The sequence below is a fragment of the Streptomyces sp. NPDC001204 genome (assembly GCF_053598035.1).
This window is the reverse complement of the sequence record NZ_JBSFJL010000036.1, coordinates 36,101-60,535: the sequence shown is the minus strand read 5'-3', so window position 1 is coordinate 60,535 and position 24,435 is coordinate 36,101. Positions and strand designations below refer to the sequence as shown.

The window sequence follows — 24,435 nt, the reverse complement described above, 5'->3', positions numbered from 1 at the left end:
GGCTACGAGCGCTGCGGCGGGGAGTGTCCCGGCGGCGATCGCTCCGGCGGCGATCGACCCGGCCGCGAGCCCCTCGACGGAGACCGCCCCGACGGAGACCGCCCCGACGGCGACCGCCCCGACGGCGAGCGCCCCGGCTACGAGCGCTGCGGCGGGGAGTGTCCCGGCGGCGATCGCTCCGGCGGCGATCGACCCGGCCGCGAGCCCCTCGACGGAGACCGCCCCGACGGCGACCGCCCCGACGGCGAGCGCCCCGGCGGAGACCGCTCCGACGGTGAGCGCCCCGGCCACGAGCGCCCCGGCGGCGACCGCCCCAACTGCGGTCGCCCCGGCGACCGGTTCCTGCCTGGAGGTCCTGGCGCCCGGGCCGCTTGCCACGGTCCAGGATCTGGGCCGGCCCGGCTGGGCCCACCTCGGGGTTCCGGGTTCCGGTGCCGCCGACCGGGACTCGCTGGCGCTCGCCAACCGGCTCCTGGGCAATCCCCAGAACGCGGCCGGAATCGAGACCACCTTCGGCGGACTGCGGGTGCGCGTGCACTGTCGTACGCCGTCGGGGGCGCCGTCGGTGCTGTACGCGGCCCTGACGGGGGCGCCGTGCCCGGCCACCGTCGACGGCCGGTCCGTCCCGGTCGACGCGCCGTTCCCGCTGCACGACGGTCAGACGCTGCACCTGGGCGCGCCCGGCTCGGGGCTGCGGACGTACCTCGCCGTGCGCGGCGGGCTCGACACGCCGCTGCTGCTGGGCTCCCGCTCCACCGACCTGCTCTCCGGCATCGGCCTCCCGCCCCTGCGCACCGGCGACCGGCTGCCGGTCGGCCGCCCCGTGCTCCCCTTGCCGGGCGTGGACCTAGCGCCGCGCACGGCGCCGCCGCGCGAGTTCACGCTGCGCGTGGTGCGCGGGCCGCGCGACGACTGGTTCGACGACGGCTCGTACGCGGCGCTGCTCGGCGCCCGCTGGGAGGCGACCAGCCGCAGCAACCGGATCGGCATCCGGCTCGACGGCCCCGCCCTGACGCGTGTCCGTGACGGGGAACTCCCGGCCGAGGGCATGGTGCCGGGCGCCCTCCAGGTCCCGCCGAACGGCAGACCGGTGCTGTTCCTCACCGACCACCCCGTCACCGGCGGCTACCCGGTCATCGCGGTCGTCGACGCCGCCGACCTGCCCCTGGCCGGACAGATCCCTCCGGGCGCCGCCGTCCGCTTCCGCGCCACCCGGTGAGTCGCGCTACTGCTCCAACTCGTCCAGCGCCCCCAGCTGTTGCAGCAGTCCCAACTGGTCGTGCTGCCACCACAGCTCGGCGATCCTGCCGTTGCCGCCGAAGCGGAAGACCGTCATGCCGGTCATGGTGACCCGCCTGCCGGTGGGCGCGATGCCGAGGAACTCGCCCTTGTGCGTGGCGGTCCAGCTCCAGCGGGCGCAGACCCGGTTGCCCTGCGCCATCAGGTCCTCGACCGTGAAGGAGGCGTCGAAGGCGTCGCGCCACATGCGGAAGTCGCGGCGGATGGCGTCCAGGCCGATGGTGACCTGGGGGTTGACGGGGTCGTGGCTGTGGCAGTCCTCGTCGATCAGGTCGTTGAGCGGCGGCAGCTCACCGGCGGTCGTGAGGGTGCCGTAGAACCGGCGCACGGCGGTCTCGCAGAGCTGCTCGTCCCGGACGACGTCCAGGTCCGTGAAGGTGGGGGTTCCGTCGCAGAGCGCGACCAGGTCCCGGAAGATCTCGTCGGTCTCCGGCAGGTTCGAGCTCCGCATCGCCTCCTCGTACGACGGGAACTCCACCAGCTCGACGACGTGGGCTCCGTCCGACCGGTCCTTGCCGACGACCGCGTGCGTCGCGGTCCGCCTGCCCCCGGTCTTCTCGACCCAGCTGTCCAGCAGCCGGTTCATCTCCTCGAACCGGCTGGTCCTGCAGTCGATGAGCTGTACGAAGGTCATGACGCGCCTCCGGTCCCCCGGCCTGGTCCGGCTCTCCGTCAAGGATGTCCGGGAAGGAAGGATGTTCGTGATGTCCGAGAAGCCCATTTTCCCACCGGGGCGCCGCCGCCACTTCCGTACGTCACCTCACGTCACTTCCGTGACGTCACTGCGGGCCGTACTTGCGGCCCGTCTTCGAGGTGATCCCGCCCAGCAGGCCGCGCGGCGTCACCTTCACCAGGCCCATCAGCGCCTTGTACCGGGGGTCCGGGATGGACAGGGTCTTGCCGTGGGCCAGATCGGTCAGGGCCGCCGCGACCAGCTTGTCCGCGTCCAGCCACATCCAGTTCGGGATGTTGTCCGTGCCCATGCCGGCCCGCTGGTGGAACTCGGTGCGCACGAATCCGGGGCACAGCGCCATCAGCCGCACGCCGCTGCCGGCCAGATCGCGCGCCGCGCCCTGGGTGAACTGCACGACCCACGCCTTCGACGCGCCGTACGTGCCGCGCGGCACGAACGCGGCCACCGAGGCCACGTTCACGACCCCGCCCCGGCCGCGCTCGCGCATCGCCGCGGTCGCCGCCGACGTCAGCCGCAGCACCGCCTCGACGTGCACCTTGATCATCCTGAGCTCGTCGGTCATCGACACGTCCAGGAAACGGCCCTTGTTCCCGAAACCCGCGTTGTTGACCAGCAGGTCGACGGGGTCCTTGCGGTCGCCCAGCCGGGCGGCGACCGCCTCGATGCCCGTGTCCGTCGCCAGGTCGGCCGTCAGGACCTCCGCCTCGATGCCGTGCCGGTCGTGCAGTTCGGTGGCCTGCTCCGTCAGGCGCGCGGTGTCGCGCGCCACCAGCACCAGGTTGTGCCCGTCGGCCGCCAGCCGCCGCGCGAAGGCGGCGCCGATGCCCGCGGTCGATCCCGTAATCAGAGCCGTTGTCATGCCGAAAGATTAGTGGTCCCCGGCGCGTTGTCCCGATCTCTGCACAGGCCCTCCCGATCGGTGATGCCCACGTGTCCGTCCACCTGTCCGTCCATGCGCAGGCGGGGCGATGACGGCCGGTCAGTCCCCTTGTTCGCGCGCGTACTTCCGGGCCGCCGCCAGCGTCTCCGCGCGCAGCGCGGTACCCGCCACGAGCAGTCGGGGCAGCAGCGGGCGCTCGGTCGTCATGGCCCGGAACTCCAGGCCCACGGTCACGTCGTGGTCCGGACGGTGCACGATCTCGACGGGGTCGCCCGCCCGGATCTCACCGGCTTCGAGCACCCGCAGATACGCGCCCGGCGCCGCCCTGCGCGTGAACCGCTTCACCCACCCCTTCTCACCCAGATGGCCCTGGAAGGTCCGGCAGGGAATCCGTCCGCTGGTGATCTCCAGGAGCACCGAGGGGCCGAGCGGCGAGCCGATGCGCCAGCGCTCGCCGATCCGCGCGCCGGTGATGTCCAGGCCGAGCGTGGTGAGGTTCTCGCCGAAGGCGCCGTTGGCCAGCGTCCGGCCCAGCTCGCGCTCCCATTCGTCGAGGTCCTCGCGCGCCACCGCGTACACCGCCTGGTCGTCGCCGCCGTGGTGCCGCGTGTCGCACACCGCGTCCCCGGCCAGCCCGCTCGCGCCGACGCCCTTCGGCCCGGGCGCCGCCACCTCGACCGGCCCGTCCACCGGCCGCTTGCCGATGCCGGTCACGCCTTCCGGCTGGTCGGTGTACGGCACGGCCTCCGGGCGGCCCAGGTTCACTGACAGTAGCTTCATGCGGGCACGGTAGGCGAGGGATGGTCAAAGTGTCGACGCGATAATCCGCCGCTCGCCCAAGTTTCACTTATGCTCGGTGGTGTGATCGAGGCTCGTCATCTCCGTGTGCTGCGCGCCGTGGCCACCACCGGCTCCTTCTCCGCGGCGGGGCGCGAACTGGGCTGCACCCAGCCCGCCGTCAGCCAGCAGATGAAGGCACTCGAGGCGGCCGTCGGCACCCCGCTGCTGATCAGGGCCGGCCGCGAGATGCGCCTGACCCAGGCAGGCGAGGCGCTCGTCCGGCACGCCACGGGCATCCTCGCCGGGCTCACCGCGGCCGAGGAGGAGATCGCCGCCATCGCCGGGCTGCGGGCCGGGCGGGTACGGCTCGTCTCCTTCCCCAGCGGAAGTTCCACGCTCGTGCCCACCGCGCTCGCCGCGCTGCGCGCCGCGCACCCCGGCACCCGCGTGTCCCTGGAGGAGGCCGAACCGCCGAGGTCCGTCGAACTGCTGCGCCAGGGCGACTGCGACGTGGCGCTCGCCTTCCGCTACGAGGGGGCCGCGGGCGCGGGGGAGGGCGCCGGGGAGTGGGAGGACCTGGTCGTACGGCCGCTGCTGACCGACCGGCTCGTGGGACTGGTGCCCGAGCGGCACCGGCTGGCCCGCGCGGGATCCGTCGCCATCGGCGAACTCGCGGGCGATCCGTGGATCGCGGGCTGCCCGCGCTGCCGCGGCCAGCTGGTCCAGGTGTGCGAGGGTGCCGGCTTCACGCCCCGCATCGACTTCGCGACCGACGACTACCCGGCGGTGGTGGGCCTGGTGGGCGCGGGACTGGGGGTCGCGGTCCTGCCCCAGCTCGCGGTCGAGTCGGTACGGCCGAGGGGCGCGCGCACCGTGGAGCTGGAACCGGCGGTTCGGCGGGAGATCGTCGCCCTCACCCTGCCCGACCTGGCACAGGTACCGGCGGTGGCGGCGACGCTGGAGGAACTGGTGCGGGCCGGGGCCCGCTGACACAAGCCGGCACAAGGGGATCGGGTATCGCGAGGGCACGCGTGGCGCGTGCCCTGCGGCTCAACGCGACCGGATAAGAAGAAACGTTCCTTCAGTTGTCGGAGGCGGGGTCCCCGCTGGTCGTCGACGCCGACACCAGCCGGTTCCGTGCCCGCCCCATGAGCTCTTCGCGCTCGTCCTCGGTCAGGCCTCCCCACACTCCGTACGGCTCGCGCACCGCCAGGGCGTGTGCCGCGCACTCCGCACGGACCGGGCACCTCATGCAGACCTCCTTGGCCGAGTTCTCTCGAGCACTCCGAGCCGCCCCGCGCTCACCCTCGGGATGGAAGAAGAGCGAGCTGTCGACCCCGCGGCAGGCAGCCAGCAACTGCCAGTCCCACAGGTCCGCGTTCGGTCCGGGAAGGCGGGAGAAATCTGCCATTACGTGACCCCTTGTAGCCGTTCGTGGCGGATACGGTGCCAACGACCGTACATCTCCGATCTAAGGAGATGAAAATATGACTCATTGCGAATCTAGCTCCAGACACCTAGAAACGGGAAGAAAAGGGGCTAAATGGGGCATAGCTTGTGATGAAAAGTTGAGGGTCTGACGTTCATGTCTGCTCTGTGTCCGTTCCCTCACGTAGAGTGCCGAAGACGGCGTACAGCCCCGTAACTCTTTCGAGTGACCGTCGTTGAGAGTGCGGAGGCGGTTGAGAACACAAGCGCTCGGGCGGGCGTCCGAGACGGTCGACCGCACAGGTGACGATTCCGTACCAGCCTGGAGGCTCAAGGTGACGCGCATCAGCTGCGGAGGACGGCCATGACATCCGTCCTCGTCTGCGACGACTCCCCGCTTGCTCGAGAGGCGCTGCGCCGCGCGGTCGCGACCGTGCCCGGCGTCGAGCGCGTGACGACGGCGGCCAACGGCGAGGAAGTCCTCCGCCGCTGGGGCGCCGACCGCTCCGACCTCATTCTCATGGACGTGCGCATGCCCGGACTGGGCGGCGTCGAGACCGTCCGGCGCCTGCTCTCCGCGGACCCCGGCGCGCGCATCATCATGCTCACCGTCGCCGAGGACCTCGACGGCGTGGCGCTCGCCGTGGCCGCCGGGGCGCGCGGGTACCTGCACAAGGACGCCTCCCGCGCGGAGCTGCGGGCCACGGTGACGCAGGCCCTCGCCGACCCCACCTGGCGGCTGGCGCCGCGCCGGCTGCGCTCGGCCGAGATGGGCGCCGCGCCCACGCTCACCGCGCGGGAGATCCAGGTCCTGGAGGGCATGAGCCACGGCCGCTCGAACGCGGAGATCGGCCGCGAGCTGTTCCTCTCCGAGGACACGGTCAAGACCCACGCCCGCCGGCTGTTCAAGAAGCTCGGCGCCTCGGACCGCGCGCACGCGGTGGCCCTCGGTTTCCGCTGGGGCCTGGTCCGCTAGGACCCGTGCGGATCCCGGTCGGATCGCCCCGATCCGGCGTACCGGCACGCGACGCCATCCCCACGCACGGCAACGAGCGTGGGGGGCGTCCGGTCTGCCGGTCGCGCGGCCGTGCCGCTCGTACGTCTCCACAAGGGCTCCGCTCCCCGGGCTCCCCGGTCCCGGGCGGCCGGGAGGCGGCCGGCGGCCGCCGCGGCCCGGTGAGGTCGTGGGCCCGGACCGCGGACGACGTGCCATACCGCACCGCGGACGCCGGTGGCAAAGCGCCCCGCCGGGTGCCTGCTGCTCGTTTCGCCGCGGATGACGCATCCTTGAGGGTGTGGAGTTCCTCGCGGACGAGTTGGTCGAGCGGAAGGGGAGGGCGCAGGGGATGAGCTTCGGCGCACCTGCTCATAACGCTTCGGTGCACAACCACGAAGGCGGTGCCACGGAACGGACGACGTCAAGGCACCATGGACCGATGCGCGACGACCAGGCGGCACTTGCCCAAGGGGCGATCGGTGCGCTCGTCCACCGCGCCGTCGACGGCGACGAGCAGGCCACACACGATCTGCTCGCCCGTGTGCATCCGCTGGCGCTGCGCTACTGCCGCACCCGGCTGTCCCGGCTCCCGGGCGACGCCCGGCATTTCGTCGAGGACCTGGCCCAGGAGGTCTGCGTCGCGGTCCTGCTGGCCCTGCCGCGCTACAAGGACACCGGGCGTCCCTTCGAGGCCTTCGTCTTCGCCATCGCCGCCCACAAGGTCGCCGACCTCCAGCGCGCCGCCATGCGGCACCCGGGCTCGACGGCCGTGCCCTCGGACGAGATGCCCGAGCGTCCGGACGACTCCCTCGGCCCCGAGGAGCGCGCCCTGCTCAGCAGCGACGCCGAGTGGGCCAAGAAGCTGCTGGCCAGCCTTCCGGAGAACCAGCGCGAGCTGCTGCTGCTGCGCATCGCGGTGGGGTTGACCGCGGAGGAAACGGGACAGATGTTGGGAATGTCACCAGGCGCGGTCCGGGTGGCCCAGCACCGGGCACTCAGCCGGCTGCGCGCCCTGGCCGAACAGTAGGCGGCGGTCCCGCCCCGCACGCACGGCTCCGGATGAACGCGCACCCGGGCGGTTCCGTACGAACATACGAAGAGCGGGGCCTCCCGGAACCGTGGAATGAGAGAGCCGCGCTTCCCGTTAGCATGGACATCCGCACCGATCAAGGCCATTTGGGGAAGGTGTCATGACTGCCAACGTCGACGGAGTGCCCGAGAAATTCGCGACACTCGGGCTGACCTACGACGACGTGCTGCTGCTGCCGGGCGCGTCGGACATGGCGCCCGACGAGATCGACACCGCCTCGTACGTCTCCAGGAACGTGCGGGTCAACATCCCGCTGCTGTCCGCCGCCATGGACAAGGTGACCGAATCGCGCATGGCGATCGCGATGGCCCGCCAGGGCGGCGTCGGCGTGCTGCACCGCAACCTGTCCATCGAGGACCAGGCCAACCAGGTCGACCTCGTCAAGCGCTCCGAGTCCGGCATGGTGGCCAACCCCATCACCATCCACCCGGAGGCCACGCTCGCCGAGGCCGACGCGCTGTGCGCCAAGTTCCGCATCAGCGGCGTCCCCGTCACCGACCCCGCCGGGAAGCTGCTCGGCATCGTCACCAACCGCGACATGGCCTTCGAGCCGGACCGCTCGCGCCGGGTCAGCGAGGTCATGACGCCGATGCCGCTGGTCACCGGCAAGGTGGGCATCTCCCGCGCGGACGCCATGCAGCTGCTGCGCCGCCACAAGATCGAGAAGCTGCCGCTGGTCGACGACGCGGGCATCATCAAGGGCCTGATCACGGTCAAGGACTTCGTCAAGGCGGAGCAGTACCCCAACGCGGCCAAGGACACCAAGGGCCGGCTGCTGGTCGGCGCGGCGGTCGGCGTGGCCGGTGACTCCTTCGAACGCGCCCAGGCCCTGATCGAGGCGGGCGTCGACTTCATCGTCGTCGACACCGCGCACGGGCACTCCCGGCTGGTCGGCGACATGATCTCCAAGATCAAGTCGAACTCGTCCGGCGTCGACGTCATCGGCGGCAACATCGCCACCCGCGACGGCGCCCAGTCCCTCGTCGACGCGGGCGCCGACGGCATCAAGGTCGGTGTGGGCCCGGGCTCCATCTGCACCACCCGCGTGGTCGCCGGCATCGGCGTCCCGCAGGTCACCGCCATCTACGAGGCCTCGCTGGCGGCCCGGGAGGCCGGCATCCCGGTCATCGGCGACGGCGGCCTCCAGTACTCCGGCGACATCGCCAAGGCCCTGGTCGCGGGCGCCGACACGGTGATGCTGGGCTCGCTGCTGGCCGGCTGCGAGGAGTCCCCGGGCGAGCTGCTGTTCATCAACGGCAAGCAGTTCAAGTCGTACCGCGGCATGGGCTCGCTGGGCGCCATGCAGTCCCGCGGCGACCGCAAGTCCTTCTCCAAGGACCGCTACTTCCAGGAGGGCGTCGCCTCCGACGAGCAGCTGATCCCCGAGGGCATCGAGGGCCAGGTGCCCTACCGCGGCCCGCTGTCCTCCGTCGTCCACCAGCTGGTCGGCGGCCTGCGCCAGTCGATGTTCTACGTCGGCGGCAGGACCGTCCCCGAGCTCCAGGCGAACGGCCGGTTCGTGCGGATCACCTCGGCGGGTCTGAAGGAGTCCCACCCGCACGACATCCAGATGACGGTCGAGGCTCCGAACTACAGCAGCAAGAAGTAGCGGCGAGCAGTGACGCACGCGCACGCGTGAGGCGTGTGCAGGGCGGCCCCGGAGCATCCAGGGCCGCCCTTGTCGTGGGTGTCGGCGATACTGGAAGACGCTGCAACGCATCAGGGAAAGGCCACAGACGTGACTGAGATCGAGATCGGGCGCGGCAAGCGCGGCCGCCGGGCGTACGCCTTCGACGACATCGCCGTCGTCCCCAGCCGCCGTACGCGGGACCCGAAGGAGGTCTCCATCGCCTGGCAGATCGACGCCTACCGCTTCGAGCTGCCCTTCCTGGCCGCCCCCATGGACTCGGTCGTCTCCCCGGCCACGGCCATCCACATCGGCGAGCTGGGCGGACTGGGCGTACTCAACCTCGAGGGCCTGTGGACGCGGTACGAGGACCCGCAGCCGCTGCTCGACGAGATCGCCGAGCTGCCCGCCGGAGCCGCGACCCGCCGCCTTCAGGAGATCTACGCCGCTCCCATCAAGGAGGAGCTGATCGGCGCGCGGATCAAGCAGGTGCGCGACTCGGGCGTGGTCACCGCCGCCGCCCTCTCCCCGCAGCGCACCGCCCAGTTCTCCAAGGCCGTCGTCGACGCGGGCGTGGACATCTTCGTCATCCGCGGCACGACGGTCTCGGCGGAGCACGTGTCGTCCTCGCACGAGCCGCTGAACCTCAAGCAGTTCATCTACGAGCTCGACGTCCCGGTGATCGTCGGCGGCTGCGCCACCTACACCGCGGCCCTGCACCTGATGCGCACCGGCGCGGCCGGTGTCCTGGTCGGCTTCGGCGGCGGCGCCGCGCACACCACGCGCAACGTGCTCGGCATCCAGGTCCCGATGGCCACCGCGGTCGCCGACGTGGCCGCCGCCCGCCGCGACTACATGGACGAGTCCGGCGGCCGGTACGTGCACGTGATCGCGGACGGCGGCGTCGGCTGGTCCGGCGACCTGCCCAAGGCGATCGCCTGCGGCGCCGACTCCGTGATGATGGGCTCCCCGCTGGCCCGCGCCACCGACGCGCCCGGCAAGGGCCACCACTGGGGCATGGAGGCCGTCAACGAGGAACTGCCGCGCGGCAAGAAGGTCGACCTGGGCACGGTGGGCACGATCGAGGAGGTCCTGACGGGTCCCTCGCACACCCCCGACGGCTCCATGAACTTCTTCGGCGCCCTGCGCCGCGCCATGGCCACGACCGGCTACAGCGAGCTCAAGGAGTTCCAGCGGGTCGAGGTGACGGTGGGGGATTCGCAGCACAAGCGGTAGCCCAACCGCGTCCACGGCCCACGCCAGGGGCCCGGTCACCCGCTCACGCGGGCGCCCGGGCCCCTTCGCACGTGCCGGGCGTCCGCGCAGGTGAGGGCGCGTATTGCGAGACGGGGGCGCGCCCGTGGGCCGTCACCGCAAGCCCACCCGCTGGGACGGCTTCCGGCTTCGGCCGGTGAAGTTCCGGAGGAGGCGGGTCTTGCGGATTCACGGCCGCTGAGCGGCCACCCCTACAGAGAACAGGGGTGGACACTCCGCTTGGCGGTCAGGAGCCTGCCGCAGAGGCCACTGCGGTGGGCTCCACCCATTTGTAAGCAGCCACCGGTTTCGTACGGTACCGGCGGAGGGCACGCCACCAGCCGCCGGGGCCGAAGCACCCGCGCGCGCCCCTTTCACAACCGATGCGCCGCCCCCGTGGGCGCGGCCCCCCGCGTGTCCAACAGCAGCTGCGCCTTCACCGACAGGCCCTGAAGGTCGTATGTGCGGTGCTGCTGGAGCAGGATCGTCAGGTCGGCGCCGGCCACCGCCTCGTACAGGCCGTCCGCGCGGGGCACGGGCCGGTCACGGACGCTCCACGCGGGCACGTACGGGTCGTGGTAGCTGACCGAGGCGCCGAGGCCCGTCAGCCGGACGGCGATCTCCTCGGCCGGCGTGCCCTGGAGGTCGGCGAGGTCGGCCTTGTACGTGACGCCGAGCAGCAGGACCCGGGCGCCCCGCGCCGACTTGCCGTGCTCGTTCAGCAGGGCCGCGGCGCGCTGGACGACGTAGCGCGGCATGCGGCCGTTGACCTGCTCGGCGAGTTCCACCATGCGCAGCCCGCAGCCCGCGTGGCCGGCCAGGTCCTGCGGGAGGCCGTGGCCGCCGACGCCGGGGCCGGGGCGGAAGGCCTGGAAGCCGTACGGCTTGGTCTCCGCGCAGCGCAGGACGTCCCACAGGTCGACGCCCAGGTCGTGGCAGAGCACGGCCATCTCGTTGACCAGGGCGATGTTGACGTGCCGGTAGTTGGTCTCCAGGAGCTGGACCGTCTCCGCCTCCCTCAACCCTCGTGCGCGCACCACCTTGTCGGTCAGCCGCCCGTAGAAGGCCGCGGCCGACTCGGTGCAGGCCGGGGTGAGGCCGCCGATCACCTTGGGCGTGTTGGCCGGGGTGATCCCGCGGTTGCCGGGGTCGACGCGGCTGGGCGAGTAGGCGAGGTGGAAGTCGCGGCCCGCCCGCAGCCCCGAGCCCTTCTCCAGCAGCGGGAGCAGGAACTCCTCCGTCGTCCCGGGGTGCGCGGGCGACTCCAGGATCACGGTGGTGTGCGGGCGCAGCTGCCCGGCGAGCGCGCGGGCGCCGGCCTCCACCTGGCTCAGGTCGATCCCGCCGTCCGCGCCCCGCGGGGTCGGCGCGCAGATCACCGCCGTGCGCACCCGGCCCAGTTCGGCCGGGTTGGTGGCGGGCCGGAAGCCCTCCGCGAGCATCCGGCGCAGTTCGGCGGGGCTGAGGGAGCCGGACTCGTTCCCGGTGCGGTACCCGAGGGTGGGGATGCCGGCGGAGACGGCGGCCTGGGCCAGGGGCAGTCCGAGCGGGCCGAGTCCGATGACGGCGAGATCTGCGGGCATGGCGTGGGCGGTCCTTCCCGGTAACCGAGGCGTGGCGGGCACGCAAGTCCTGTGGGCAAGACGAGCGAGCGCAATGTCAGACTAGGAGTAAATATGACCGTTATGCGGGATTGACCAGCGTGTTTCTCAGTGCGCCCGCGGAGTTGTCCACAGGCTGGGGGTGACTGGTGGCTGAAGGCGGGCAACCCGGTCAGAATTTGGGCATGGGCAGGAGGCGGGGGGACACGCTAGAGGCATGGGGGATGGGAACGGGCTTCGCCCGACGGGTGTGGCCGGCGCGACCGACAGCGGGAGGCAGCGGTGAGGACAGCGACACTGGGGCCGGCGCAGCGCGCCGAGGCACTGGCGGGAATGGCCGAGCGGGAGCTGGACATCCTGGTCGTGGGCGGAGGCGTGGTCGGCGCCGGCACCGCTCTGGACGCCGTCACCCGCGGCCTGGCCACCGGCATAGTGGAGGCGCGTGACTGGGCGTCGGGCACGTCGAGCCGCTCCAGCAAGCTGATACACGGCGGACTGCGCTATCTGGAGATGCTCGACTTCGCGCTGGTCCGGGAGGCGCTGAAGGAGCGCGGCCTGCTGCTCGAACGCCTCGCCCCCCACCTGGTCCGCCCGGTGCCGTTCCTCTACCCGCTCCAGCACCAGGGCTGGGAGCGTCTGTACGCCGGGTCCGGCGTCGCCCTGTACGACGCCATGTCGATGGCCCGCGGCCACGGCCGGGGACTGCCGCTGCACCGTCACCTGACCCGCCGTCACGCCCTGCGGGTGGCTCCCTGCCTGCGCAAGGACGCCCTGGTCGGCGCCCTTCAGTACTACGACGCCCAGATGGACGACGCCCGCTTCGTCGCCACCCTGGTGCGAACGGCGGTCTCGTACGGCGCGAAGGCCGCCAACCGCGCCCGGGTCACCGGATTCCTGCGCGAGGGAGAGCGGGTCGTCGGCGCGCGGGTACGGGACGTGGAGGGCGGCGGAGAGTACGAGATCCGCGCCAAGCAGATCGTCAACGCCACCGGGGTGTGGACCGACGACACCCAGGCGATGGTGGGGGAGCGCGGTCAGTTCCACGTCCGGGCCTCCAAGGGCATCCACCTCGTCGTGCCCAAGGACCGCATCAACTCCACCACCGGGCTGATCCTGCGCACCGAGAAGTCCGTGCTCTTCGTGATCCCCTGGGGCCGGCACTGGATCGTGGGCACCACCGACACCGACTGGGACCTCGACAAGGCGCATCCGGCCGCCTCCAGCGCCGACATCGACTATCTCCTGGAGCACGTCAACTCGGTGCTCGCGGTGCCGCTCGGCCGCGACGACGTGCAGGGCGTGTACGCGGGTCTGAGGCCGCTGCTGGCCGGCGAGTCCGACGCCACCAGCAAGTTGTCGCGCGAGCACACCGTGGTCCATCCGGTGCCCGGCCTCGTCGTGATCGCGGGCGGCAAGTACACGACCTACCGGGTGATGGCCAAGGACGCCGTCGACGAGGCGGTGCGCGGCCTCGACATGCGCGTCGCCGACTGCGTCACCGAGGAGATCCCGCTGCTCGGCGCCGAGGGCTACCCGGCCGTGTGGAACGCGCGGGCGCGCATAGCCGCCGAGACCGGCCTCCATGTGGTGCGCGTGGAGCACCTGTTGAGGAGGTTCGGGTCGGCGGCCCGGGAGGTGCTCGCCCTCGTCGCCGAGGACCCGGCGCTGGGCGCTCCCCTCAAGGCCGCCGACGACTATCTGCGCGCCGAGATCGTCTACGCCGCCTCCCACGAGGGCGCCCGGCACCTGGACGACGTACTGACCCGGCGCACGCGCATATCCATCGAGACGTTCGACCGGGGCACGCGCAGCGCCCGGGAGGCCGCCGAGCTGATGGCGCCGGTGCTGGGCTGGGACAAGGACCAGATCGAACGCGAGGTCGAGCACTACGAGAAGCGGGTGGAGGCCGAGCGGGAGTCGCAGCGCCAGCCGGACGACCTGACCGCCGACGCGGCCCGGCTGGGAGCACCGGACATCGTGCCGTTGTGAACCGGCCGGGGCCCGGCCCGCCGTCCCGCGCGAGACGCACGACACGTGCCGGGAGGATCCGGCGCAGATTATGGCCGGAATGGCCCGAAGGGTCGGCACCCATGGCTTCCCTGTTGTCACGGCCCGTCATTCCCACCCGTACCACGAGCCGTTCGGTCCCGCCCCCGAGGTGTTTTCAGGGGCCCCTGGGCGTCGCGTGCTTGTCGGGTGAGAGACAATGGAGGCTCTGTCAGGGCGGGTTGCATGAGGGGACGCATGTCGGACGCGGAGCGGGCGGGCACACCCCGTCAGGACACTCGTCAGGACTCTCTGCAGGACTCTCTGCAGGACAGGAGCGAGCGTCTTCTCGCCGGGCGCTACCGGCTGGGGAAGGTACTCGGCCGCGGCGGCATGGGCACGGTGTGGCGGGCCGAGGACGAGACCCTGGGCCGGACCGTGGCCGTCAAGGAGCTGCGGTTCCCGTCGAACATCGACGAGGACGAGAAGCGGCGGCTGATCACGCGTACGCTGCGCGAGGCCAAGGCGATCGCGCGCATCCGCGACACCAGCGCGGTGACCGTCTTCGACGTGGTCGACGAGGACGACCGCCCGTGGATCGTCATGGAGCTCGTCGAGGGCAAGTCCCTCGCCGAAGTCATCCGCGAGGACGGGCTGCTGGAGCCGCGGCGGGCGGCCGAGGTCGGGCTCGCGGTCCTCGACGTGCTGCGCTCCGCGCACGGCCAGGGCATCCTGCACCGTGACGTGAAGCCGTCCAACGTGCTCATCGCCGACGACGGCCGGGTCGTCCTCACCGACTTCGGCATCGCGCAGGTCGAGGGCGACCCGTCCATCACCTCCACCGGCATGCTCGTCGGCGCCCCCTCCTACATCTCCCCGGAGCGGGCCCGCGGGCACAAGCCCGGACCGGCGGCCGACCTGTGGTCGCTCGGCGGCCTGCTCTACGCGGCGGTGGAGGGCACGCCGCCGTACGACAAGGGCTCGGCGATCGCCACCCTGACCGCGGTGATGACCGAACCGCTGGAGGATCCCAGGAACGCCGGCCCGCTCAGGGACGTCATCCACGGCCTGCTCAACAAGGACCCCGTCGAGCGGCTCGACGACGCGGGCGCCCGGGCCATGCTCAACGCCGTCGTCAACGCGCCCGAGCAGAAGGACGCCGAGCCGGAGCCGCCCGCGGACGCGACCAAGGTCGTCCCGCTGCCCCCGCAGCCGGACGGACGTTCCCGCAAGGGCGGTTCCGGACGTTCCGGTTCGGGCTCCGGGAGCAAGCGGGGCGAGGAGGCGGGAGATCGGCTGCGCGGGGCGCTGCGCTCGGTGCGCAAGGCCGCGCCCACGGCGGGGCCGAACCCCTCGGCGGCAGCCGGGGCCGGTTCCGGCTCGGCATCCGCGGGCACGGGGCCGGCGGGCTCCGGCTCCGCGGGCGGTGCCGGCACGGAGCCGGCGGAGGCCGGGACGAAGGCCGCGTCCACCTCGGGCAGCGGTGCCGGTGGTGCGCAGGCGGGGCGGTCCGGTTCGGGGTGGCCCGTGATGACCCCGCCGGACCTGGACCTGCCGCCGCGCCCGGCGCCCAGGGCGTCGCTCACCGACGTGGTGCCGCGGCGGACGCTGGTGATCGTCGCGGTGGTCGTGGTGCTCGCGGTGATCGGCACCGTGCTCGCCTTCACGCTCGGCGGTGACGACAAGGGCGGCGAGGACAAGAACGCGGCCGGCCGCACGGCCGCCACCGCCGGTTCGTCCGCGGGCACCTCCACCAAGAAGGGCCCGAGCGGCGAGGCCGCCACGGACGGGGACCGGTCCGGCTCCGAGACGGAGGCCGACGGATCCGGCGGCACACCGGCCACGGACACCGACGCCGGGAAGTCGGGCGAGGGCTCCGGCGCGGGTTCCGGTTCCGATTCGGGTTCCGGTTCCGGCGGGGACAGGTCCGGGGACGACGACGGTGCCGCCGTGGCGTCGACGTACAAGGGTGCTCAGGGCTTCTCCATCGGGCTGCCCGAGGGCTGGAAGTACGCGAGCACCGACTCCGCGGGGGTCCGCTTCACCGGCCCCGACGGGCAGCGGCTGCTCGTCGCCTGGACGACCACGCCCAAGGGCGACCCGGTGACCGACTGGACCAACCAGGAGAAGTACATGGTGCGCTCCCAGTACAAGCGGGTGCGCATAGAGAAGGTGGAGTACCGCGGCTGGAACACCGCCGACTGGGAGTTCACCTACGCCGACGGCGCGACCAAGTACCGCACCATAGACCGCGGGTTCGTGGTGAACGACCACCTCGGCCACGCGCTGATGTACAGCGCGAAGGCCGCGACGTGGGACAGCGACCTGCGCAAGAGCACCTGGAAGACGCTGACGGGGACCTTCCAGCCCAAGAAGTAGCGAGCGGACCGGTCCCGCCGTCCGCCGCCGGGGTTCACGGTTCGGCGTGCGAGATCCGTCATCCCGACTTTGCGGGTTGCCTCCGGCACGTATCGTGAGTGGTTGCGGACCGTAAGCACCGGGAACGGGCCGCGTGGCGAACGGAATTGACCGACCGTGCGGCCGGGGGAGGCAATGTGGACGACTATGCGGGCCGGATTCTCGCCGACCGCTACCGCCTGCCGCTGCCTCCGTCCGACGAGTACGAACTGACCGAGACCCGGGCCTTCGACACCTACAGCGGGCAGGAAGTCCTCCTCCGGCAGGTGCCGTTGCCGGAGGTGGTCGAGGCCGAGGTGCTCGACGCGGACGGGCTGCCCGACGGTTTCACCGCGCGCGACGGAGCCTCCCGGCGGGGGCCGGCCCGTATCGGGCGTACGGCGGGCGAGGCCCGTGGTGCCCGTGGGGCGACTCGGCGGCCCACCGATCCGGCGGTGCGGCGGGCGGTCGAGGCCGCGCAGGCCGCGGCGCGGATCCCCGACCATCCTCGGCTCGACCAGGTCTTCGACGTGTTCGCGGAGGGTGGCTCGCTGTGGGTCGTCAGTGAACTGGTCGCCGCGCGGCCGCTGGCCGCACTGCTCGCCGAGAAGCCGCTGACGCCGTACCGGGCGGCCGAGGTCGCCTCCGACATCCTCACGGCGCTGCGCGTGCTGCACGCCCACGGCTGGGTGCACCGCAACATCACCGCCCGCACGGTCCTCGTCTGCGACGACGGCCGCGTGATGCTGACCGGCCTCGCGGTCGGCGCGGCGGAGGAGGCCCTGTGCGGGTACGACCCGGTCCCGGTCCAGGACACCGGGGGCACCGGGGACACCGGGGACGAGGACGATCCTGACGGCGTGTCCGGCACCCCGGGCGGTTCCACGGCCCTCGGTGCCTCGGCCGGTGCGGCCGGCGCGGCGGGCTTCGGCGGATCCACCGAGGTCACGGGCGGCTTCGGCGGTTTCGGGGGCGGCTCGGGTGGTTTCGGGGGCGGCGCCGGCACTCCGTCGGCGGATCCCGAGGCCGCGCGGCGGGCCGCGATCGAGGCGCGGACGGCCGGGCCGCTGCCGCTGCCGGGCCCGGACGCGGGGCCCGGTGCGCCGGGCGCGCCCGCGCGGCGGACGCCTCAGACCGGCGGGGACATCAGGGCGGCGCGGGCCGGGGCGATCGCCGCGTACCGCGCCGGCGCGCGGGCGGCCGCCCGGGTGCAGGAGGCGCAGCAGAGCGCACGCGCCGAACTTCCCGGCGCCCGCACACCCGTCGAGGGCGGGCCCCGGGCCGCCGGAACCGTCACCCCTCCGGGCCAGATCGCCGACCCGTACGGCGTCCGGACCCCCACCCGGAACGGCACCGCCCCGCACCCCGGAGCGAGCACGGCGCTCCCGCCCGCGTCCCCCGACCGCCCCACCGACGACGAGCCCGGCACGCACCCGGCCCGCACCACGGGACTGGGAGCCACGCCCGCCCTCGGACCCGGAACCACCCCCGGTCCGGCACCGGACCACGGCATCGCGGGCTCGGGCCACGGCGGCCCGGTCGCCGGTCACGGCACTTCGGGCGGGGGGTACGTGGTGCCCGCACAAGGCAGGGCCGAGCCCGGCGCGGGGACGGCGGATGATGCCGGGCGCGTACCGGCCCGTTGGGGCGATCTCGCCGCCGGCGGTCCCGTGCGGCGGGGGCCCGCCACCGCGCTGGCCGCCGAGCGGGCGCGGCAGGCTCGGACGGCCGTGGTCGGGCCGGTGACCGAGCGGTGGGCGCCGGAGCAGGCCGGGCCCGTGCACGAGAACTGGCAGCTGGCCGCGCCCATCGGCCCGGCGACCGACCTGTGGGCACTGGGGGCACTGCTCTTCAGATCCGTGCAGGGCCACGCGCCCTACCCGGAGGAGTCGACCGCCGAGCTGGTGCAGATGGTGTGCGCCGAGCCGCCCGCGTACGCGGAGGAGTGCGGACCGTTGCGCCCGGTCGTGGAGTCGCTGCTGCGTCAGGACCCCACCGAGCGAATCGACTTCGAGGAGCTGCGCGGCTGGCTGCGCTCGCTGGTGCGCTCGGCGCCCGAGCCGGAGGCCGGCGCGCACGTCATCGCCGCCCCGCCCGCCGATCCCAGCAGGCTGCCCGTCGTACGGCGCCGCGGCGAGCTGGTGCGCAGGCGGCGCGCCGGGCTGCCCGCCCCGCACGGACGGCACAAGCGGCACACGGGTTCGCCGCGGCGCCTGGGCCGTACGCTGCTCCTGCTCATCCTCCTTCTGATGGCCGCAGCCGTCGCCTACGCGATGCTGTTCATGCCGAAGGCAGACCGCGACGGCGCGGCGGGCGGCGACCGCACCGCAACCGCCGGCGAGGCGAGCCCCGCCCCGGCGCACTCGGGCGACGACGGCGGGAACGGCGCCCCACAACCCGGCCAGGGCTCCCCCGCGGCGGACGACAGCCCTTCGAAGACGGCCGGTTCGGCCGAGGCGCAGACGACCGCGCCGGACGTCTCCGACGGCTTCGCGCTGCGCGAGGATCCGGCCGGTTTCCAGATCGCCGTGGCCAAGGACTGGGCCCGTACGCCCGGCAACGGGCTGGGCCAAGTCATCTATTCCCAGGGGGCGTTCGAGCTGATCGTGGTGCCCGGACGGGACACCGCGGCCGAGTTCGGCAGCGACCCGATGGCGTACCAGCGGGAGAAGGAGGGCGAGTTGCAGGCCTACCGGGACTCCAGCTGGGCCACCTCCACGGGCCTGCGGACCACCCAGGTCGGCGGACGGACCATGGCCGAGGGGCAGTTCACCTGGACGGACGCGAGCGGGCGGCAGCTGTACGTGCGCAACCTGGCCACCCTGATCGACGGCAAGTACCACGTGCTGCAGGTACGGGGGCCCGAGGCCCAGCGGGACCGGGTGACCACGCTGTACGAGCAGGCTTCGGCGACGTACCGGTACACCGGCTGAAGCGCCGGAACCACCCGAACCGCCGGAACCGCCCGAACCACACACTCCGGGGAGCGACAACCGTCACAGTGAGGCTTTCCTGGGACCCCGCCGGTTCCCAGCAGGCGTGCTGGTCCATACCCTGAGCCTGTCAAGACCACTGCGGGGAAACGTGAATCAGATGCAGGGCCTGCTCCTCTCGGGCCGCTACCGGCTCGCCGACGCCATCGGCAGCGGCGGCATGGGCCGGGTGTGGCGCGCGCACGACGAGGTGCTGCACCGGGCAGTCGCCATCAAGGAGTTGACCGCCGCGCTCTACGTCGCCGAGAGCGACCAGGAGGTCCTGCTGGCGCGCACCCGGGCGGAGGCACGCGCGGCGGCACGGATCAACCACTCCGCCGTCGTGACCGTGCACGACGTACTGGAACACGACGGCCGCCCGTGGATCGTGATGGAGCTGGTCGAGGGCCGCTCGCTGGCGGACGCGCTCAAGGATCGGGACCGCATGGACCCGGCGGAGGCCGCCCGGATCGGCCTGTGGGTGCTGCGCGCCCTGCGCGCCGCGCACGCCGCCGGAGTGCTGCACCGCGACGTCAAGCCCGGCAACGTCCTCCTCGGCGAGGACGGCCGCGTCCTGCTCACCGACTTCGGCATAGCCCAGATAGAGGGCGACACCACCATCACCCGCACCGGCGAGGTCGTCGGCTCGGTCGACTACCTGGCCCCCGAGCGGGTCCGCGGCCACGACCCGGGGCCGGCCTCCGACCTGTGGGCGCTGGGCGCCACCCTCTACACGGCGGTGGAGGGCCTGTCGCCGTTCCGCCGCACCTCGCCGCTGAGCACCATGCAGGCGGTCGTCGACGAGGAGCCGCGCGAGCCGCGGCACGCCGGTCCGCTCGCCCCGGTCATCACCGCCCTGCTGCGCAAGGACCCGGCCGAACGGCCGCAGATGGCGCAGGCCGAGGAGATGCTCGCCGAGGCCGCCGAGGGCCGCAGGCCGAGCAGCGCGCAGGCGTACGTGCCCACGCAGGCGGTCGTCTTCCCCTCGGAGACCGCCGCGCATCCCGCCGGGGGGTCGTGGCCGCCGGCCACCACGCCGTACCCGGTGCCCCCGCAGACGGCCGCCGGACCCGTGCAGCAGCACCCCCCGGCCCCGGTACCCAGACGCCGCCTGCGCACCCTGATCCTGGTCGTGGCGCTCGCCGCGCTCGTCGGCGGCGGCACCGCCCTGATGCTGCAGAAGTGGGACCAGGACCGGCGGCAGGACTCCGGCACCTCCCAGTCGCCGCCGCCGGACCCCACGCCCTCCCCGACCACCGACGCCGCGGGCGGACTCCCGGACGGCTGGGTGCGCGTCCACGACCCCTACGGGTTCAGCATCGCCGTGCCCGACAAGAGCTGGCAGCGGCAGGAGTTCGACGAGGCGACCCACCAGGTCGACTACACCCCCGACGGCGGCAAGCACTTCATCCGCGTCGCCGTGGACGACACGCCGGACTTCTCCACCGGCCACGAGCACCAACTCGACCTGGAGGAGCAGCTCCAGAGGCTGGTCGACTACCGGCGGCTGAGCCTGGAGTCGAACACCTACCGCGACCGCCCGGGCTCCCTGTGGGAGTACAGCTGGACGGCCCTGGCGAAGGACACGCCGTTCCCCGGCCCGCGCCACGCCATCGAGGAGACGTACTTCTCCCGCGAGGGCGTCGAGTACGCGATCTACATGTCCGCGCCGGAGGAGGACTGGACGCGGACGCGGCAGCAGTTCCAGACCGTGCTCCAGAGCTGGCAGCCGACCGCCGGCTGACCCCGGCCGGGGGCCGCGTCGTTGGCCGGTCGTCGTCCCGGAGGGCGGCCGGAGGATGCGGCATGATGGGGCGTATGGGGATCGAGGGGGACGACTTCCGTGTCATCGCGGGCCGTTACCGCCTGGAGGCGAGGCTCGGACGCGGGGGGATGGGCATCGTCTGGCGGGCGACCGACCAACTCCTCGAACGGCGGGTCGCGGTCAAGGAACTCGCGTTCGACGAGACCCTGTCCACCGAGGAGGCCGCTCTCCAACGGGAGCGCACCCTGCGCGAGGCCCGCGCGGTCGCCCAGTTGCGGCACCCGCACATCGTCGTCGTGCACGACGTCGTCGTCGAGGACGAACGCCCGTACATCGTCATGGAGTTGATCGACGGCGGCTCGCTGGCCGACCGGATCGCCGCACACGGCCCGGTGGACGCCGCCGAGGGCGCACGCATCGGCGTCGCCCTGCTGAGCGCGCTGCGCACGGCGCACGCCGCCGGTGTCCTGCACCGGGACATCAAGCCGGCCAACGTCCTGGTGGAGCCGGGCACCGACCGGATCGTCCTCACCGACTTCGGCATCGCGCGGATGGCCGGCGCGACCACGCTCACCGAGACCGGGTCCTTCGTCGGCTCGCCCGAGTACACCGCGCCGGAGCGGATGTCCGGGGCCAGGACCGGACCGGAGTCCGACCTGTGGTCGCTCGGCGCGCTGCTGTGCACCGCCCTGAGCGGCAAGTCGCCGTTCCGGCGCGATTCGCTGGGCGGCATCCTGCACGCGGTCGTCTTCGACGAGATCCGGCCGCCCGCGCAGGCCGCGCCGATCCTGCCGGTCGTACGCGGGCTGCTGGAGCGCGATCCGGCCCAGCGGCTGGCGGCGGCCGAGGCGGAGCGGATGCTGCGCGCCTTCCTGGAGTCGGGCCGCACACCCCAGCCGTCGGTCCCCCGCACGCCGACGCAGCGCGGCGTGCCCGTCGTGCCCCACGCGCCCGGGCCGGCGCCGGCGGCGGACGCCTCCCCGGCTTCCGTCCGGTACCCCACCCGGAACGTGCTGATCGCCGCGTTGCTGGTGGCCGCCACGGCCGGGGCGGGCGTGTCCGCCGCGGCGCTGCTGATGCGGGGCGGCGACAACGGCGGCGGTACGCCGACGAGTCCGGCCCCGCACACCTCCGACGGCACCGCGGCCGGCACCGCCTCCCCGTCGACCACGCCGGCACCACCGCCCGGTTCGCCGCCCGGTTCGCTCCCCGTCCCGGTCTCCACGGTCACCGTCACCCGTACCGCCCCGCCCGCCGTCGACGGCACCACCGCGCCCTCGGGTTACCACCTGGTCCACGACGCGGCCGGCTTCTCCGTCGCCGTACCGGACGGCTTCACCCGCGAGCCTCAGGGCGAGCGGATCTTCTACATGCCGCCCGGGGAGGCCTTCCGTCTCGGCGTCAAGGTCACCGAACCGGGAGGCGGAGGCCCGCTCGCGGCGATGCGCCGCGCCGACGCGGCGGGACCGGACACCAACCCCGGCTACCACGACGGCCGGGTCACCGCCACCACCCACCGCGGACACCCGGCCGCCCTGTGGGAGTTCACCTGGGACGGCTTCAGCGCGGCGGAGGGCCCGCGGCACACCTACGACCTGTGCTGGGAGCAGGACGGGCGGATGTACGACGTGTGGGTGTCGGCGCCGGTCGGCAGGGTGCGCGAGGCCAAGGAGCAGTTCGACGTCGCGGTCGGCAGTTTCCACGCACGGTAGGTCACGGGTCGGTGACCGGATGCGCCCCCTGCTGGAGTCGGCGGAGGCGGTCGCGATATGGATGGACCCATGAGCAACCACGGGGGCGCCCAGCACGGGGCAGACGATCCGACGACTTTCGCCCTGCGACCGCCGGACCCGCAGGCGCGGGTGCCCCACCCGCACAACCCGTACGCCGCGCCCGCACCGGGCGCCGGGGACGGGCAGCCGCACGGCACGGCACCCGGGCAACCGCAGGGCACCGCACCTGGCCAACCGCAGGGCACTGCACCCGGGCAACCGCAGGGCACCGCACCTGGCCAACCGCAAGGCACCGCACCCGGGCAGCCGCAGGACCCCGGCGCCGGCCGGCTGATCGGCGGGCGCTACCGGCTGCTCGCCAAGCTCGGGTACGGCGGCATGGGGACCGTGTGGCGGGCCAAGGACGAGACGGTGGACCGCGAGGTCGCCGTCAAGGAGCCCCGCGTCCCCGACCACCTTCCCGAACGCGAGCGTGCCAACGCCTTCGAGCGCATGCGCCGCGAGGCCCGCGCCGCCGCCCGGCTCGACCACCCCGCGGTCGTCAACGTCCACGATGTGGCCGTCGTCGACGGGCAGCCGTGGATCGTGATGGAGCTGGTGCAGGGCCGCTCGCTCGGCGCCGCGCTCCAGGAGGGCACCCTGGACGCCCGCGAGGCGGCCCGGATGGGCCTGGAGGTGCTCGGCGCGCTCGAGGCCGCGCACGCCGCGGGCATCCTGCACCGGGACGTCAAACCGGACAACATCCTGCTCGGCCGGCACGAGAGGATCGTCCTCACCGACTTCGGCATCGCCCAGATCGAGGGCGAGACCAGCCTGACCGACACCGGCGGCTTCGTCGGCTCACCCGAGTACATCGCGCCGGAACGGGTGCTGGGACAGCGCCCCGGCCCGGCCTCCGACCTGTGGTCGCTCGGCGTGGTCCTGTACGCGGCCACCGAGGGCGTCTCCCCGTTCCGCCGCAGCAACACCCCGGCCACCCTCCAGTCGGTCCTCAACGCCACGCCCGCGCCGCCGGCCGCCGCGCGGGGCCCGCTCGCCGAGGCCATCACCGGTCTGCTGCACAAGGACCCGGCGCACCGGCCGCCCGCCTCCCGGGTCCGCGCCCTGCTGGAGGCGGCCGCCGCGCCGCCCGCCCCGGCACCCACGCAGGTGGTGCGGTACGCCGAGGGCGCTCCCGGCGGGCCGCGCGGCCTCCGGCTCGGGCGCGGGGCGTGGCTCGGGCTCGGCGCCGCGGTCGTCGCGGCCGCGGTGACGGCGTACGTCCTGATCGCCCGTCCGTTCGCGGGTCCGCTGCCCGAGGGCTGGGCGACCCACCACGAGAAGGACGTCGCGGCGACGATCGCCGTGCCGAAGGACTACCAGCGGCAGGTGCCGGACCGGAAGAACGACAAGAAGCACTGGGTGACCTACAGCGACTGGAGCGGCAGCATCACGGTCGGGCTGCGCCTGCTCAGGAAGTCCGAGGAGCCGGAACGCTCCATCAAGGACTCCGCGGCAGCCCAGATGTACGACGACAACGGCACCTACAAGCAGTCCGGCAGCTACGAGTTCGGCATGCCCGAGAACCCTGCGACCCACCCGAAGGATTCGACGTACCACGGCAGGAAGGCCGCCGAGAACACGATCGTCTACACCACCGACGACAGCACGCACCCGATGCCGCGCGAGCTGCGGATGTTCTACTACACGACCGCCCAGGGCGACCTCTACAAGCTCACCGTCGGCTACCCGGGCAAGGGCGACTTCACCGAACGCGGGCGTGAGGTGGCGCGCGCCGCGATCGCCAACCTGGACCTCGATCTCCTGTGACAACGCCCTGATCAGCGTATTCGTTGCCAGTGATCACTGGCGCGCCGTGAGCACTCGGTGAATCCCGTGAATCCCTATTACTGACGGGTACACAAAGCCGCCCGACCGGCATACCCTGCGCGT

Annotated in this window: 18 protein-coding genes; 12 read left to right on the top strand and 6 right to left on the bottom strand. The window is 73.0% G+C overall.

What is annotated here, in order from left to right:
• On the bottom strand, positions 1-291 hold a 291-nt coding region (locus tag ACWC91_RS34715), incomplete at its 3' end, for a hypothetical protein (RefSeq protein ID WP_450726191.1).
• On the opposite strand from ACWC91_RS34715, the gene ACWC91_RS34710 reads away from it, so the two are divergent.
• A complete protein-coding gene (locus ACWC91_RS34710; RefSeq protein WP_450726189.1) occupies positions 275-1,219 on the top strand; it encodes a 5-oxoprolinase subunit C family protein in 945 nt (314 codons plus the stop codon). The genes ACWC91_RS34715 and ACWC91_RS34710 overlap by 17 nt on opposite strands.
• A gap of 6 nt (positions 1,220-1,225) precedes the next feature.
• Here the strand turns inward: ACWC91_RS34710 and ACWC91_RS34705 are convergent, their stop codons facing one another.
• From ACWC91_RS34705 to ACWC91_RS34695, 3 genes are all read right to left on the bottom strand, one after another.
• Entirely contained in the window at positions 1,226-1,933 is a 708-nt protein-coding gene (locus ACWC91_RS34705) for an ester cyclase (RefSeq protein ID WP_225077955.1), read from the bottom strand.
• A gap of 145 nt (positions 1,934-2,078) precedes the next feature.
• Positions 2,079-2,852, bottom strand: coding sequence for an SDR family NAD(P)-dependent oxidoreductase (locus ACWC91_RS34700; protein WP_225077954.1), 774 nt, complete (start codon positions 2,850-2,852; stop codon positions 2,079-2,081).
• A gap of 120 nt (positions 2,853-2,972) precedes the next feature.
• Positions 2,973-3,653, bottom strand: coding sequence for an MOSC domain-containing protein (locus tag ACWC91_RS34695; RefSeq protein WP_225077953.1), 681 nt, complete (start codon positions 3,651-3,653; stop codon positions 2,973-2,975).
• Between the two features lie 81 nt (positions 3,654-3,734).
• On the opposite strand from ACWC91_RS34695, the gene ACWC91_RS34690 reads away from it, so the two are divergent.
• Complete coding sequence (locus tag ACWC91_RS34690) at positions 3,735-4,643, top strand: LysR family transcriptional regulator (RefSeq protein WP_281155840.1); 909 nt, start codon at positions 3,735-3,737, stop codon at positions 4,641-4,643.
• A gap of 91 nt (positions 4,644-4,734) precedes the next feature.
• Here ACWC91_RS34690 and ACWC91_RS34685 read toward each other — a convergent pair whose 3' ends face one another.
• Positions 4,735-5,064 (bottom strand): WhiB family transcriptional regulator, encoded by a 330-nt coding sequence (locus tag ACWC91_RS34685; protein WP_225077951.1) that lies wholly within the window; start codon positions 5,062-5,064, stop codon positions 4,735-4,737.
• 381 nt (positions 5,065-5,445) lie between these two features.
• Here ACWC91_RS34685 and ACWC91_RS34680 point away from each other — a divergent pair, with 381 nt between their 5' ends.
• From ACWC91_RS34680 to ACWC91_RS34665, 4 genes are all read left to right on the top strand, one after another.
• Positions 5,446-6,057 (top strand): response regulator transcription factor, encoded by a 612-nt coding sequence (locus tag ACWC91_RS34680; RefSeq protein WP_003948568.1) that lies wholly within the window; start codon positions 5,446-5,448, stop codon positions 6,055-6,057.
• Positions 6,058-6,517: 460 nt separating this feature from the next.
• The gene (locus tag ACWC91_RS34675; RefSeq protein WP_100569800.1) at positions 6,518-7,105 is read left to right on the top strand and encodes a sigma-70 family RNA polymerase sigma factor; all 588 of its coding nucleotides are present in this window, start codon (positions 6,518-6,520) and stop codon (positions 7,103-7,105) included.
• A gap of 163 nt (positions 7,106-7,268) precedes the next feature.
• A complete protein-coding gene (gene guaB / locus ACWC91_RS34670) occupies positions 7,269-8,777 on the top strand; it encodes an IMP dehydrogenase (protein ID WP_225077950.1) in 1,509 nt (502 codons plus the stop codon).
• 129 nt (positions 8,778-8,906) lie between these two features.
• Entirely contained in the window at positions 8,907-10,031 is a 1,125-nt protein-coding gene (locus tag ACWC91_RS34665) for a GuaB3 family IMP dehydrogenase-related protein (RefSeq protein WP_225077949.1), read from the top strand.
• Between the two features lie 392 nt (positions 10,032-10,423).
• On the opposite strand, the gene ACWC91_RS34660 is transcribed toward ACWC91_RS34665, so the two are convergent.
• A complete protein-coding gene (locus ACWC91_RS34660) occupies positions 10,424-11,632 on the bottom strand; it encodes a nucleotide sugar dehydrogenase (RefSeq protein ID WP_225077948.1) in 1,209 nt (402 codons plus the stop codon).
• Positions 11,633-11,932: 300 nt separating this feature from the next.
• Here ACWC91_RS34660 and ACWC91_RS34655 point away from each other — a divergent pair, with 300 nt between their 5' ends.
• The 6 genes from ACWC91_RS34655 (at position 11,933) to ACWC91_RS34630 (ending at position 24,312) form a co-directional block, all read left to right on the top strand.
• Positions 11,933-13,639 (top strand): glycerol-3-phosphate dehydrogenase/oxidase, encoded by a 1,707-nt coding sequence (locus tag ACWC91_RS34655; protein ID WP_225077947.1) that lies wholly within the window; start codon positions 11,933-11,935, stop codon positions 13,637-13,639.
• Between the two features lie 255 nt (positions 13,640-13,894).
• Positions 13,895-16,015 carry a serine/threonine-protein kinase gene (locus tag ACWC91_RS34650; RefSeq protein ID WP_450643343.1) on the top strand — a complete coding sequence of 707 codons (2,121 nt, stop codon included), beginning with the start codon at positions 13,895-13,897 and terminating at the stop codon, positions 16,013-16,015.
• Between the two features lie 176 nt (positions 16,016-16,191).
• Positions 16,192-18,966: a protein kinase gene (locus ACWC91_RS34645; RefSeq protein ID WP_450643341.1), complete on the top strand. Its 2,775-nt coding sequence runs from the start codon at positions 16,192-16,194 to the stop codon at positions 18,964-18,966.
• A 160-nt stretch (positions 18,967-19,126) separates the two neighbouring features.
• A complete protein-coding gene (locus ACWC91_RS34640; RefSeq protein ID WP_450643339.1) occupies positions 19,127-20,749 on the top strand; it encodes a protein kinase domain-containing protein in 1,623 nt (540 codons plus the stop codon).
• A 74-nt stretch (positions 20,750-20,823) separates the two neighbouring features.
• Positions 20,824-22,482: a protein kinase domain-containing protein gene (locus tag ACWC91_RS34635; protein WP_450643337.1), complete on the top strand. Its 1,659-nt coding sequence runs from the start codon at positions 20,824-20,826 to the stop codon at positions 22,480-22,482.
• A 69-nt stretch (positions 22,483-22,551) separates the two neighbouring features.
• A complete protein-coding gene (locus ACWC91_RS34630; protein WP_450643335.1) occupies positions 22,552-24,312 on the top strand; it encodes a protein kinase domain-containing protein in 1,761 nt (586 codons plus the stop codon).
• Positions 24,313-24,435: the final 123 nt, after the last annotated feature.

Bases quoted from the DNA above. Each gene is read 5' to 3' on its own strand.
- ACWC91_RS34705 (WP_225077955.1), bottom strand. From the start codon at position 1,933: ATGACCTTCGTACAGCTCATCGACTGCAGGACCAGCCGGTTCGAGGAG.
- ACWC91_RS34700 (WP_225077954.1), bottom strand. From the start codon at position 2,852: ATGACAACGGCTCTGATTACGGGATCGACCGCGGGCATCGGCGCCGCC.
- ACWC91_RS34695 (WP_225077953.1), bottom strand. From the start codon at position 3,653: ATGAAGCTACTGTCAGTGAACCTGGGCCGCCCGGAGGCCGTGCCGTAC.
- ACWC91_RS34685 (WP_225077951.1), bottom strand. From the start codon at position 5,064: ATGGCAGATTTCTCCCGCCTTCCCGGACCGAACGCGGACCTGTGGGAC.
- ACWC91_RS34680 (WP_003948568.1), top strand. From the start codon at position 5,446: ATGACATCCGTCCTCGTCTGCGACGACTCCCCGCTTGCTCGAGAGGCG.
- ACWC91_RS34675 (WP_100569800.1), top strand. From the start codon at position 6,518: ATGCGCGACGACCAGGCGGCACTTGCCCAAGGGGCGATCGGTGCGCTC.
- guaB (WP_225077950.1), top strand. From the start codon at position 7,269: ATGACTGCCAACGTCGACGGAGTGCCCGAGAAATTCGCGACACTCGGG.
- ACWC91_RS34660 (WP_225077948.1), bottom strand. From the start codon at position 11,632: ATGCCCGCAGATCTCGCCGTCATCGGACTCGGCCCGCTCGGACTGCCC.
- ACWC91_RS34650 (WP_450643343.1), top strand. From the start codon at position 13,895: ATGTCGGACGCGGAGCGGGCGGGCACACCCCGTCAGGACACTCGTCAG.
- ACWC91_RS34640 (WP_450643339.1), top strand. From the start codon at position 19,127: ATGCAGGGCCTGCTCCTCTCGGGCCGCTACCGGCTCGCCGACGCCATC.
- ACWC91_RS34635 (WP_450643337.1), top strand. From the start codon at position 20,824: ATGGGGATCGAGGGGGACGACTTCCGTGTCATCGCGGGCCGTTACCGC.
- ACWC91_RS34630 (WP_450643335.1), top strand. From the start codon at position 22,552: ATGAGCAACCACGGGGGCGCCCAGCACGGGGCAGACGATCCGACGACT.